The sequence below is a fragment of the Caloramator sp. CAR-1 genome, assembly GCF_030546345.1.
GTDB lineage: Bacteria > Bacillota > Clostridia > Clostridiales > Caloramatoraceae > Caloramator > Caloramator australicus.
Window position 1 is genome coordinate 1 of record NZ_JAUONW010000012.1, and the last position, 13,832, is coordinate 13,832.

General features: G+C 30.9%; 8 protein-coding genes, 1 pseudogene and 1 other annotated feature. Of the genes and pseudogenes, 4 read left to right on the plus strand and 5 right to left on the minus strand.

Features of this window, described 5'->3' with window-relative positions; all coding sequences use genetic code 11:
* The 3 genes and pseudogenes from Q3V94_RS03730 to Q3V94_RS03740 form a co-directional block, all read left to right on the plus strand.
* Window positions 1–155: pseudogene (locus Q3V94_RS03730) on the plus strand (UPF0236 family protein); the annotation flags it as partial.
* Window positions 156–200: 45 nt separating this feature from the next.
* Window positions 201–1,016, plus strand: coding sequence for a hypothetical protein (locus tag Q3V94_RS03735; protein ID WP_303525245.1), 816 nt, complete (start codon window positions 201–203; stop codon window positions 1,014–1,016).
* Complete coding sequence (locus tag Q3V94_RS03740) at window positions 1,000–2,619, plus strand: nuclease domain-containing protein (RefSeq protein ID WP_008909295.1); 1,620 nt, start codon at window positions 1,000–1,002, stop codon at window positions 2,617–2,619. Before Q3V94_RS03735 ends, Q3V94_RS03740 begins: the two co-directional genes overlap by 17 nt.
* A gap of 9 nt (window positions 2,620–2,628) precedes the next feature.
* Here the strand turns inward: Q3V94_RS03740 and argS are convergent, their stop codons facing one another.
* Together argS and Q3V94_RS03750 are read right to left on the minus strand one after the other, a co-directional pair.
* A complete protein-coding gene (gene argS, locus Q3V94_RS03745) occupies window positions 2,629–4,320 on the minus strand; it encodes an arginine--tRNA ligase (RefSeq protein ID WP_008909296.1) in 1,692 nt (563 codons plus the stop codon).
* A 38-nt stretch (window positions 4,321–4,358) separates the two neighbouring features.
* Window positions 4,359–4,564 (minus strand) — a binding site (T-box leader).
* 55 nt (window positions 4,565–4,619) lie between these two features.
* Window positions 4,620–5,771 carry an aminotransferase class V-fold PLP-dependent enzyme gene (locus Q3V94_RS03750; protein WP_008909297.1) on the minus strand — a complete coding sequence of 384 codons (1,152 nt, stop codon included), beginning with the start codon at window positions 5,769–5,771 and terminating at the stop codon, window positions 4,620–4,622.
* Between the two features lie 104 nt (window positions 5,772–5,875).
* Between Q3V94_RS03750 and Q3V94_RS03755 the strand changes: the two genes are divergently transcribed.
* On the plus strand, window positions 5,876–6,598 hold the full coding sequence (locus Q3V94_RS03755) for a gamma-glutamyl-gamma-aminobutyrate hydrolase family protein (RefSeq protein ID WP_303525249.1): 723 nt from the start codon (window positions 5,876–5,878) through the stop codon (window positions 6,596–6,598).
* Window positions 6,599–6,675: 77 nt separating this feature from the next.
* On the opposite strand, the gene Q3V94_RS03760 is transcribed toward Q3V94_RS03755, so the two are convergent.
* Genes Q3V94_RS03760 through Q3V94_RS03770 form a run of 3 tightly spaced genes read right to left on the minus strand, consistent with a single transcriptional unit; the run spans window position 6,676 to window position 13,775 of the window.
* On the minus strand, window positions 6,676–7,722 hold the full coding sequence (locus Q3V94_RS03760; protein WP_303525251.1) for a flavodoxin family protein: 1,047 nt from the start codon (window positions 7,720–7,722) through the stop codon (window positions 6,676–6,678).
* Window positions 7,719–8,948, minus strand: a complete 1,230-nt coding sequence (locus Q3V94_RS03765) for a lactate dehydrogenase (RefSeq protein ID WP_303525253.1) — start codon at window positions 8,946–8,948, stop codon at window positions 7,719–7,721. The genes Q3V94_RS03760 and Q3V94_RS03765 overlap by 4 nt, the downstream gene beginning before the upstream one ends.
* 9 nt (window positions 8,949–8,957) lie before the next feature.
* Complete coding sequence (locus Q3V94_RS03770; protein ID WP_303525255.1) at window positions 8,958–13,775, minus strand: nicotinate-nicotinamide nucleotide adenylyltransferase; 4,818 nt, start codon at window positions 13,773–13,775, stop codon at window positions 8,958–8,960.
* Window positions 13,776–13,832: the final 57 nt, after the last annotated feature.

Genomic DNA, 13,832 nt, shown 5'->3' on the forward strand with positions numbered 1-13,832 from the left:
CATTTAGATTAAATAAAAAGAAGATAAAAGAAACAATTAAAAGAATAAATAATTCTTCACGAGAAGGAATAAATAATATAACAATATTAAATATTGGAAAAGTAACGCCAATGTATAAGATATTAAAATCAATTAAATATGAAAATATAATTTAAAGTTTAAAAGTTTACGAAAGTCTTGATTTTAAACATTTTAGGGGGTTGTCTATAAAAATTAACCTACAATATCTTGACACTATCCTTTTTATGATTATTTTTGACGAAATGAATTTAAGTCAAGTAGAGTATTGGTTTAGCCCTTTTATTTCGCTCTTAGAGATGAAGGAAGATGAAAGAAAATTGATATTATACAATAAAAATTCAAACTGTAAAAATAGCGATAAATATCCTGCTCAGATAACTGTTGGCGATAATGTTTTATTTGTTGGAACTGTTAATATAGATGAAACAACTAAAGATTTTTCGGATAGATTATTAGATAGGGCTAATGTAATAACATTAGAAAGCGTTCCATTTGTGGAAATGAAGGATTTGTTTAAAAACAAAAAAAATACTAATTACACAGAAAGCTTTGTAGAAAGCAAATTTATAAGGAGTTGGAGAAGGACAGTTGATTTCCCTATTGATGTATTTAAAGACATTGAATTGAAGTTTTTTGATAAACTACATAACCTGATTAACAGCTTTGACAAACAAAAAGGAGTTTCCTATAGAACACTACAGCATATAGCATTATATATTTTAAATATTCCCGAAGACGATAAAGGACAAAAACTTATTGATAGAAGTAGGGCAATAGATATTGCTATCAAACAAAGAATTTTAACTAAAATCAAAGGGCATCAGGAACAGTTCGGAAGGCTTATAGGAATTAGCGATGGAGAAGGAATTAAAGATAGTTTATTATATCAGCTATTTACTGACGATTTAGCAAAGAATGTTTCAGATTTTAAACTTTGTTTAGCAGAAATAAAGAGAAAGGCTGAGGAGATGTATTATAATGGGTATGCATCATAATTTTGGTGCAGCAGTAGTATTTACTGTTGATAACTTCGATAAAGAAACTATTTTTAGGTTAGACAAATTTTATGACAATATATATGAGATAAAGGAAAAAATAGTTGAACTAAAAGAATCATCAAAAGTAAACGTTAAATTCGAAAGTTCTGATGAAAACAGCTACTTAGAAATAAAAAATATTTTTAACGGCCAAGGTGAGTTTATAAAGATAAATCCAAATGAGAGCCAAAAATTATTTGAAGGTTTAAATAAATATTCTATTCTTCTTCCAGGGGACCATTTGGTAAGAATTTTTTATAAGGGCAATTATTATTACAATATTTATTCTGTTAATCCAAGGCATGTTAATGAATTGCAGCTACAATTCATAAGGGATTATATAAATAGTAGAATAGACGGAATATCATATAATTTAAACACCTTTGCTCAAATAAATAGAATAAAGAAAAATATAATAAAATCAAATTATTTAAATGTTATAAAGACATATAAGGAAAACTTCATAATATTAGTTAAACTATTAGACGAAATAATTAAATCACCTTTAACTGAACTTGAAAAAGCTTATATGAAAGGACAAAATGTTAAAAAACAAGATATCAAAACTATTAGGTTTTCAGGCAGGAGAAATGGGGGAGAAAGATTAGAAATAAAAAAGATCCCAACCCTAAATTCAAGAGAAAACAAAATTTTAAAGGCGATGCTTTTAAATCTTTATATGGAACTTAGGGATTTAGAGGTATTTTTGAATGAATTAAAGGAAACAAAAGGAGATTTTAATGATTATGATTTTCTCATTAAGGACCTTCGCTGGATGAAAAACTTATTGTCAAAGTATATAAACTTTTTTATAGATGTAGATTCTACAAGTAAAGTTATCCCATTAAAGAGCATATTAATGAATTCAAAGTATGGGAAAGTTTATAGATTATATAGAAAACTTATAGACTATAAAAATTATTATCAACCAAATTTTAAAACAACGGATCTACTTTATGAGTATTTTGTTTTATTAGTTGTCCTAGATATAATTCAAAAATTAGGATTTAACCTTGAGGAAAGCGACTATAAAAAATTGCTTTCAAACAAGTTAAATGATGAGATCCCAAGCGGGATGGGAGCAATTTTTACTAAAGGAAACTTAAGATTAGAAGTGTGGTATGAAAAGGAACTATACTCATTATATCAAGAGGCTTTAAAAAACGGTTCGGGTTTTTATACTCATGCTTCAAATAAATTACCGGACATAAGGATTGATTTTTATAAAGATAACAAATATATAAAATCTTATATAATAGAAGTTAAATATCGAAGATTCGGTTACTTGTGGAGTGATATAGAAAATAATGAGACGATGATTCAAATTAAAAATTACAAAACAACAGTTCAATATATTTCAAAAGATTTAGAAAGGCCTATTTTCCCTATTGAAAAGGTTATAATTATTTATCCTGGACAGTTAGATATGGACGTTCTTGTTGAAAAGGAATTTGGAAACTACTTATTTTTGCAGTTAAAACCAAAAGATGCATCTACAATAATAGGTTATGATGAATTAACTAAAATATTAAAACAATTAATTAATGAGCCCCTAACCTAGGGGCTCATTTTACATTCTTTCAACCACATCGATACCAATCAATGATAATCCATTTTTAATAACTATAGTTGTAGCTTCAACAAGGGCAAGGCGTGCATTTCTTAATGCTTCATCTTCAATTGATAGGATTGGGTGCATGTTGTAGAATTTATTGAAGGCTTTAGCTACATCAATAATATATCTTGTTAAAATGGAAGGTTCATACTTATCTATTGCGGAAAGGATTGCATCATTAAAGGAGGCTAAAAGCTTTACAAGTTCTACTTCTTCAGGAGAATTTAACTTTTCAAAATCAAAATTAGCACCATAACCTTCTGCCTTTCTTAGAATGCTTTTACCTCTTGCATATGAATATTGAACATATGGTCCTGTTTCACCATCAAAATTGAGAATATCATTCCATGAGAAAACAATATCTCTTTCTCTGTTGTTTTTTAAGTAGGTGAATACAACTGCACCAATTCCAACAATTTTTGCAACTTCGTCTTTATTTTCTAATGATGCATTTTTTTCTTCAATAAGTTCTCTAGCTCTTTGAATAGCTTCATTTAATAAATCCTCAAGGAATATTACATCACCTTTTCTTGTTGAAAGTTTTTTATCAGCAAACTTTACCATACCAAAACCTACATGAACGCAGTCATCTGCCCAATCAAACCCCATAAGTTTTAGGGTTGTAAATACCTGTTTAAAGTGTAAAGTTTGTTCAAGACCAACAACATATATATTTTTATAAAAATCATAGGTTCTTTTTCTATAAATTGCTGCAGCAAGGTCCCTTGTTGCATAAATCGTGGCACCATCGGACTTTTTAATTATGCAGGGTGGCATATTAAATTCATCTAAATTAACAACCTGTGCACCATGGCTTTCTGTAAGAAGTCCCTTTTCTTCCAGCATTTTTACAACTTCATCCATTTTGTCGTTGTAAAAGCTTTCCCCAGCATAGGAGTCGAATTTAATTTTTAACATATCGTATACTTTATTAAATTCCATCAAGCTAACGTCTTTAATTTTTTGCCAAAGCTTAACTTCTTCTTCTTTGCCATCTTCAAGGTTTTTAAAATGCATTCTTGCAATGTCTTCTAAGCTTGGATCCTTTTCTGCCTCTTCATGGAATTTAACATAAATTCTTAATAGTTCTTTAATAGGTTCCTTTTCAAGAGCCTCCTCATCAACCCATCTTTTGTATGCTTCTATTAGTTTGCCAAATTGAGTTCCCCAATCGCCAAGATGATTTATGCCAACACACTTATAGCCTTGGGATGAAAATATCCTATAAAGAGCGTTACCAACTGCAGTTGAGTATAAATGTCCTACGTGGAATGGCTTTGCTATATTTGGTGAAGAAAAGTCTATTGTAACTGTTTTACCTGCCCCTATCTTTGAATGTCCATATGAATCCTTTTCAGATAATATTTTTTCAAGGGTTGATTTTGCAAGGTTTGCTTTATCTACAAAAAAGTTTAAATACCCACCAACAGTTTCAATTCTTTCAAAACCAGATTTATCTATGCTATTTTTTAATTCTTCGGCGATTAAATTAGGAGCTTTTCTTAAGGTTCTTGCAAGCTGGAAGCAGGGGAAGGCAAAGTCACCCATTTCCGGTTTTGGTGGAATTTCAATAAGTTTTTCAATTGCATCATTTGAAAGACCTGTTAATGCACTTAGTCTTTCAGAGATTATCTTTTTATATTCCATAAACATCCCTCCCGTATAAAAAAATTAAAGCCGTCTCTGCAAGAGACGGCTATCCCGCGGTACCACTCTTATTGGCATGTGCCCACTCGAAATTTTAACCCTATGAAGGGGCTTACCATACTTGCATAAAGCTTTCCGGCAGCGTCTTAGGGGCTCTTTTCTCATAAGTAACCCTACAGGGCTCCCACCGTCCCCTGCTCGCTTAAGGGATCCTCATGATACTCCTCCCCATCATTGACTTTAAATATTCGGTTTGTTATTAATTATATAATAAAAAATTATGAGCATCAATATTTAACCTAAAGTTTAGCTATTTTTTCTATGCTCTCCAATGCATAGAATATATCTTCTTCTAACGTAAAGTAGCCAAAGCTAAATCTTACTGTTCCCTTTGGGAAGGTTCCCAAAGTTTTATGGGCTAAAGGAGCACAATGAAGTCCAACTCTTGTCATAATCCCATATTCGTTATCGAGGATAAAGGCTGCTTCAGAGTTATCTATGTTTTGAAAATCAATTGAAACTACTGCAGTTCTTTTACTTATATCATAACTTCCAACAACTTTAATATTTTCTATGTTATGAAGTCCATCAAGGAATAGCTTTGCAAGATCTTTTTCTTTTTTTCTTATATTTTCAAGGCCTAAACTTAATATATATTTTAAAGATGCATTAAGCCCAAAAATACCAGGGATATTTAAGGTGCCCGATTCAAATTTATCAGGTAAAATTTCAGGTTGCGAATAGGATTCTGAAAGGCTTCCAGTTCCACCTTCTATAAGAGGGGATATTTTATTTGAAAATTCATTGGTAATCAAAAATCCTCCAATTCCTTGGGGGCCTAAAAGACCTTTATGCCCTGTAAAGGTAAGGGCACTTAAGTATGTATCGTAAAAATCTATATCTAATATTCCTGCAGTTTGAGCAGAATCAAGAACAAAATCAATATCATGTTCTTTACAAATTTTACCTATTTCTTTAATTTCCTGTATAGAGCCACATACATTAGAAGCATGAGTTATAACAAGTAATTTGGTATTAGATTTTATATATTGTTTAATTGAATTAGGATCTAGAAAGCCTTCGTTGTCGCAGGGAATTATATCCAGCTCGATTCCTTTTTGCTTTAGACTAGTTAAGGGCCTTAGGACAGCATTATGCTCCATTGAAGAAATTAAAACGTGGTCACCTTCTTTAAGAAAACCTTTAAGTATCATATTTAAACTTTGAGTTATATTCATCGTAAATACTACCTTTAAGGGGTCATCAAAGTGGAATAATTTACATAAAAGTTCCCTTGTTTCATAGACTATTGATCCTGCAGCATAGGAGTTGTAATAGGAACCCCTTCCAACATTTCCGCCTATATTTTCTATGTAATTTGTCATAGCCTCAGCAACTCCCTTAGCCTTTGGGAAGGATGTTGCTGCATTGTCCATATATATTCTTTTCATTTATTATCCCTCCTTCATTAATTTTATTATACAATAATTTTTTTTAAATTACTTTTAAATTCCCCAAAAAAGATATATCATATAAATAACAGGAGGTGAATGTTATGAAAAAACCTTTAATTGGAATAACAGCCGATTATATGATTTCTCAGGAGGGCCTTTACACAGGCCAGGAAAGGTTTTATATTGCAAAGGACTATATCGATGCAGTTTTAGAATCAGGCGGTATTCCTGTTATTGTTCCTATAATTAACAAGGAATCGGATCTTTTGCAGATAATCGATCAGCTTGATGGCATTATTTTATCTGGCGGACATGATGTGAACCCAATTTATTACGGAGAGGAACCATCAAAACATGTAGGATTTACATACACTCCAAGGGATTTATATGAGCTTTTCATAGTTAAAGCAGCTATAGAGAAGGATATGCCTATTTTAGGAATAAGCAGAGGGCAGCAAATAATGGTGGTTGCTTTTGGTGGAAAACTTTATCAGGATATTAGCCAAAATATAGGAGCATACATTAATCATATGCAGAGGGCTAATATAAATGACATAGGACATTATATAAATATAATCCCGGGAACAAGGCTTTATAAGATTTTTGATACGGATAGAGTTCTTGTAAATAGTTTCCATCATCAAGCAGCAAAGGAAGTGCCAAGTAATTTCATAGTTTCTGCCACATCTTCAGATGGAGTAGTGGAGGCAATAGAGCATAAAACAAAGCCTATAATGGCGGTTCAGTGGCATCCCGAGATGATGACTAAGAAACACCCAATAATGTTGAGGCTCTTTGAAGAGTTTATCAATTGGTGCAAATAAAAAAATAACCCCTACAATCGTAGGAGTAAAATTGAGGTGAGCGTCCAAGCATATTATACTTTAATTTTACTTTTCTTTCAATCGGCAAATATTTCTCTTTTTATTTTTAATGCAAAATCAAGGGCTTTATTTTCAATATTTTGGACCTTAAGGATTGTTCCAGGATCATTTGCAATTTCAGAAAGAAGAAAATAGGGGGGTAATATAAACCCCTTATTTATATTTAAAGCACCCAAGAGCTGTTTTGCAACATTGTCGCTTCCTGAATTGCCGGATACGACAATTGAATATATTCTCTTATCATAAAATTTCATCTTTCTATAAAGCGCAGTTAATCTATTTATGACAGCCGTTAAATTAGCAGAAATTGCGTCATTATAGTTAGGGCAAATCCACATTATTATATCGGATTTTTCAACCTCTGGGTAAACTTCCTCCACCATAATTCCACCATAAAAGCAGCTTCTTTGTTTACTAAAATGAATGCAGGTTTTAAAGGAACAGCCAATGCAATCAAGAACAGTTCCATTCTCAACATGCAGTTCTTTTATTTCAAATTCACATAAATTTTTCATTACCATATGCCATAGCATAAGGGTGTTAGAGGTGCTTTTGTTGCTGGCATGAAGGGCCAGTAGTTTAGGCTTAGAAGGCTTTTTATTATCAAAATCCCAAAGTCTATCGCCCAATATTCTGCATTGGTCATAACAGATTTCTTCAAGGGAAAGATTAATTGTTTTTTGCCATGTTTGAAAGTTTTTAAAGTCCTTTATTGCCTCCACAAGGGGATGACCTATAAAACGGCAACCTAAACTATTTGCAAGAAATATTATAGACTGTGCCTGAGATTTAGTAAAAAGATAATTAGGGCTATGGATCAAGATCGCAGCAGTTGAGTTTAAAAGGGAATCTTTTCCTAATTCAAATAATTTAGACATAATAGTATTAACTTCATGACAAAAACCTGCTTCATCTAAATCTAAGGCAAATAATATTTTTTTGTTTTGTAGTTTTTCGATCTTTTCAGGTGAGTCAATAATTTTATAAGGTTTATCAGAGAGAAAACTTTTTAGCATATTGTTTAATGTTTTTCCCCTTTTAGGAGTAGTAATTACAAATATCATATAATTTCACCTAGTTTCCTATAACTTTCTTTTATTCTATTTAATAACCTTTCGTTTAAAGGATTCCTTTCAATTTCAATGAAACTTTTATTAATACGCATTTTGCAACCAAAATAAGTTCCTCCAATAAACGTGGAGCCGTAAAACCAGTCTCCTTTTATTAGGGAAATAATCGATAGAGCCCCTGAAGATAAGGCGGGGGCGATAAAGGGTTTAAAACCCGTCATTCTAACATCTATATTTGCATTTTTTACCCTTTCTGTAAGTTCAATTGAAACCTCATCATCATAATTAACAATGCTGTTTGCAACGACAATGTCCCTACCATGGGGTCCAAAAACTCTTCCTTCTGTGTCGTAATTTTCGGCACCATTTATTAATTTTGAATAAAAGCTGGCCCTTGCATTCATAACACCAAGGCCAAAACCAATTATTTGTTCGGGTTTTAGCCCCTTATAGTCGAAAGTGCCATTTTCATTTTTATTGCTTTCAACAAAGGCTACTTTGCATAAAAGGTCAACAGGATCAGAAACTACGGCAAAGATACCCTTAAAACCATTTTTACGAGCATTTTTAGCAACCTGCGTTATTATTTTTGAATTTCCTTCAAACTGAAGCATTCTAACATCGCCCTTTTCATTAAGTCCGGGGACATTGGAACTTACGCAAAATATCAATATATCGCAATCAAATATATCTTCTTCATTGAGGATTGAAACTTTTGGATATTTATCCTTACTAAAGGACTCAAGAATTTGATTAGCTTCATAGAACCATCTTTTCATTTTTTCGATGTTCTTATCGTAAATGCCTATGGATTCAATAATATTTTTTCCCATCAATCTAAGACCTGTTAACAAAATTCCTCCAACATCTCCAAGACCAATTATGTTTATTTTATTAAAGTTTGCCTTGAAGGAATAAAAATCTTGCCAATCACTATAATTCGTGTTTATATAAATTAATTTTCTTTGGGTTATTTTGTCTATAAGCCTTATTGGCAATTCATAAAAATCCATATTTTGATTTAATATTTCAATATCCTCCTCTTTAAGAAAAAGTTCACTAGGAGAAGTTACGACGAAACTTCTCCTTGATTTTGCTAAAGGCATTCTGCCAAAGAAGTATATTATATCTTGCTTAAAGCATTGTTCTTCTGAAATAGAAGGTAGATTATATTTATCAAATGAAAAAATAAACTTATCTTGTAATTTATAATAATACATATCAACACCTCATTCGCGAATAAGAATGTTTTCCATTCTTTCAAGAAGCTCAATGTCATTTTTGAGATAATGTGAAGGAGGTAGGCTCAGATCAAAGTTTATATCCTTACCGTGGTCTGGGTATCTTGGAGAAATAAACACATCTCCAAGATTTGATAAAGTTAAGTTTCTTTCTCTGATATTTTGATATTCTTCTTCTATTGCCTTTAATATATCAAAGGCATTTTCAAGGCATATTTTTGATAAATTATATATAGCCTTTTTTGATGCTTTTTTAATAAATGTAGGAGATGCATAGGGTAAAATTAAGTTTACAGATGGAATTAAATTTCTCTTTGGATATTCACCCCTCCAGAGAATGTCACCACCTATATATGGATAAAGTAAATTTTCATTAAACCAATGACGAAGTTTAGGTATAAAGTAAACGCAGTCAACATCTCTTTTTTGAACGTCCATTATTTCTTTTCCTCTTCCTGAAAGTATACCAACGATAATTTTATGAACCTTTACATCTTCTTTTTTTAGTAGAGGATCTAATGCCTTAATTCTATAGCCCTTATGCAGAACATCATCAATTAAGATAACCGGCCTATTAAAGGATTTAATCATTTTAACCTGATTTTCTATTTCAAGGTAATACGGATAGGCTTTTATAGTAAAGCTTTTCATATCTGGTTCAAAAAATTTTTCGGTGTGTAATGATTTTGTCACTGTATTTGGAACGATGTATCTATTTAAAAAATTACCAAAGGGAACACACATAAAGGGGCCATATTTTTTATCCCTTTGAGGAATAGTTGATACACCATTTTCTTTACATATCTTCCTTACTAAACTTTCGTGAACAATATCCATATCGATAGGCAAGAGTAAATTGCCAGGATATAGGCTTACAAGGGCCTCTAAAAGTTTTTTGCGTGATTTTTCAATTGTTAAAGCGATGTTTGAATTACTTCTAAATGGCTCCTTTAAAACGTTTTCAATATCAAGATTAATCGTGCAGGGGGAGTTCATATTAACTGCATATACATCATCAGAATGTGGAATCTTTATAAAACCGTATAGAGTTAAATTATTTATGATTTCTTCGTCATTTAGTTCTAAACAATCTTTATAAATAGCGTAATCATAATCTTTAGCAATGCAAAAGGCTAAAGTTTCGGTTAAAAGTATTTTATCAATATTTTTATAACTATTATCTTTATTAATATAAAGTGCATCAATCATTATTATTCTGCCAACTGCGTTTTCTCTTATATATTCAGTTGCAATAGCGTCAAAAAGTTCTAAATATAAAGATGAACTTCTTAGCCAATGGAAGGCAGAGAAGGCTAATATTTTATCCTCTTTTATGTCCTTTATTACTAAAAATCTTGCATTATATTTTTTGGACATGGATATTAATTTTTGTTTATAAAGTTCATTTTTATTCTTAAATAATGTAGAGAGTAAAGAAATCAATTCACTGCTTGGTTCATCGTAAACTGTAATATCAATTGATACTGTTTTAATTATCGATTTATATTGTGGCTCCCTTCTATAAAAACCATTCTCAAAAATATATCTTTCAGCTAAGGGGTCAACAAGGGCTGATATATTTTTATTTTTATCTATATAATTTCTAATTTGTGAAGAACTGATATCCTCATATTGTGGTGGAAGGGAAAGTTTAATTATATCCTTTTTAAATTTTGAATAATCCTGTAGATTTAAGCTATCATTTGTAGGAGTGTGTAAAAGGCTCCTTCTTTCAAATATTATATGTGGGAAATTATAAATGTTAAAATCGCCCTCAGCTAATTTATAGGCAGAGGCATTGCTAATAACGTCGCTGCCAACGGTAAGATATACTTCAGAGTGAGGGAAAATATCTTTAAGTTTTTTAAGGTCATTAACATTTGCTATGTTTATCGGGACATCCTTTGGGAATATGTAAATTTTTAGCTCATCTGCAACTGAAAGATTTATAATGTTCCTTCTTAAAAGGTTTGGAAGAGTCTGCTTTGACCATGAAAATTCATCTACTTGTAGATAAACAGTAAATCCTAAATCCCTGATCGCCTTTGCAATCTCTTTATGGCTTAAGGAGAAGGGGTCAAAACTTCCAGGGAAAAAGGCAATTTTATTTTCTGGCTCTAATTCAATATTGCCTATTATATTTATATATTCAGAAATAAATCTATAAATATGATTTAATGACGCTGAATTTGAGAAAAATTGAAGGTCGTCGTTTTTATCCTCTGGAATTAAAGTTAGAAGCTTTTTAGCGATTAAGTTAAATATTTTTGCTTTTTCTTCAAATTTTAGAGTATTATTTTCAAATATAATTTTTCCTATTACACTAATTGCCGTCCTTCTTATAGAATTTTTATAATGGACAAGACCATTCATCAAAACACCTAATAGCCTGTTTAATCTATGATAGTATTGGTTATTGTCTTCGTAAAAATTTATTTTATATTTAAAATAGTTAGCTATAGATATACCTATGGTCTTTAAAAGAAGTGTGTTTATTTGCACACCTGCAGTTTTAATTTTTTCTACAAAGTCATCAACAACTTCATTTAATTCAATTGGTTTTAAATATAGGACTATTTGTCCTAAATATTCAGGGATATACTTAGTAAATTGATAACCTTCAATTTCAAGTGCCCTTAATAATTCTACAACTATGTCGTTTCGCTGTTCCATTGTAAGATATGGAATAAGTTTAACAAGCATTTCTCCTGCTTTATTTCTAACGCTTTCGTAGGCACTAACCTTTAATATATTGCAGAAGTGAATTGCAATATAAAGTCCTGAGGTTTTAATATTGTTTATGGCATAATCGTAGAGCATTTCTATTTGAATCCTTTTTACAATCCAGCTGGTAGCCGTTTTTAAGTTGCTAAGGGAAATATCTGATATCTTGTTTTCGTATTTATTTATATCGAGCTCAATTGGATGACCTAATTTTGAAAGTATTTTAGTCTTAATATATTCATCAGCTTCAAAATGATTGCTGTTCATATTTTTAATTAAATGTTCCTTTATTGTGCTCATTTTAGGGATAGTCGGGTATTTTTCTAAAAGTTTATCTATTGTATCAAGGGCGGATAAAACATAAACTAAATTGTCTGATGTAAAATTGTTAAGGAGAAATTCAATAAAAATATCATCATCGTCAGTTATAGGAATATATTTAATTGCCTCTATCATAAAGATTAAATTGTATTTAGGAGGTGAAGTTTTGTAAATTTCTTTTAAAACCTCTTTGTAAGAATTAACTTGATTTCTTCTACAGTTTTTAAATAGCGACAATAGCATTGTGCTAAAATTGTAGCCAATCCATCCCTTATGTAAGTCTAATAACCTTTCATCGGGGTTTAAAAAAAGTTTAATATATTGTTTTAAAAGGTCCAAGCTAGTAATTGAAGGATTTTCTATGTTAATATCCTCAGGAACTTCCTTTCTGTATTCTTCATCAAAGGTAGCAATTAATGTTCCTATAAGTTGGGCACACTGCTTTCTAATATCATCTTCTGGGTTTAACATTTCATCGTATAAGAATTTTAGCATTAATATCTTTTGATGTTGAGTTAAATACTGGGAATATTCCTCAAATACACTTAGGTATTCCCTAAGATTATTTTTATCCGAAAGGCTTCTTGCAGCCTCCAGCATAAGATTTAGTGAAGCTTCGTCGCGAAGGCGATGCATTAAATTGATGTTGTGATAAATTGCAGCAAACTTAAGGTGATTTATAACATCTTTGCCTTGTAGTAGTGAATAGTTTATTTTACTTTTCTCTTCTTTAGGTTGACTCTTTTCTAAGTCGACATTTATACCAAGGCTAATTAAATAGTCTTCAAAATCCTTTAATTTTGCGTAAACCTTTCTATATCTTTTTTCTTTTTTTTCATCGACGTTATCGAGTTTTTGCAATATTACATCGAAGGACTCCTCCAGAGAGAAAATATGCATCTTTTGCCCTTCACCTATTTTTTTATTTTTCACCCTAAAATCAGAATATATAAGGATTAATGATTCAATTGGAAGATTCTCAAGTTCTAAATCCCAAGTGGAATGATTAACAGCAATATGGCCTATATACATGATATTATTCTTTTTAAACCACATATCCGTATAGTAATAATGAAGGTAGGGTATTTTTTTTAACTCTTGAGGCCTACATCCGAATTTACCTACATCGTGACCGGCGGCTGCTCCTGAAATTTTAGCAAGGCTAATAGGAAGGCCAGAAGCCTTTACCTGTCTTGCAATATATAGTGCAAGATAATGAACGCCGCAAATATGATCTAAGGTATTATGCTGGGTTAGCTCTTTATGTAATTTCATAAGCTCGTAAATGTATTCACTGTTGAATGCCTTTAAGAACCTGCTATATTCTGTTCTCATTTCGCTATCTATTTCGTCTTCATTTAAAAATATCAGTGGGAACCTTCCCTGCCAAGAATTGTCATCGTAATATTTTTGAATTCTATTTAAAATAGAAAATAATATTAAAAATATTTCGCATACCAATGAATAATCATCATATAATTTAATTGTTACAGCATTTGGAAAGGATTTAGATAGAGTATATTCATATAAATATTGCAAGAAGTTTTCAGGAATTGGACCTAAGATTTTAATATTATTATAAACTTCATTATAAAGTTCTTTTGCTGTAAATTTTTTATTCCTTACTAGCGATTCTAATTTTTCTATAAGGTCATCGTTAATAAAATTTTTAATTAGATTAATATTTTGATTCAAAATATGATTATACAACAAGTTATCCATTTCATACTTCAGAATATTAAAAATATTTATATTTTCCATCGAAATCACCTCAAGGTTTGAATTTACTAATATTATCTCAAAAAATGAAGATTTATT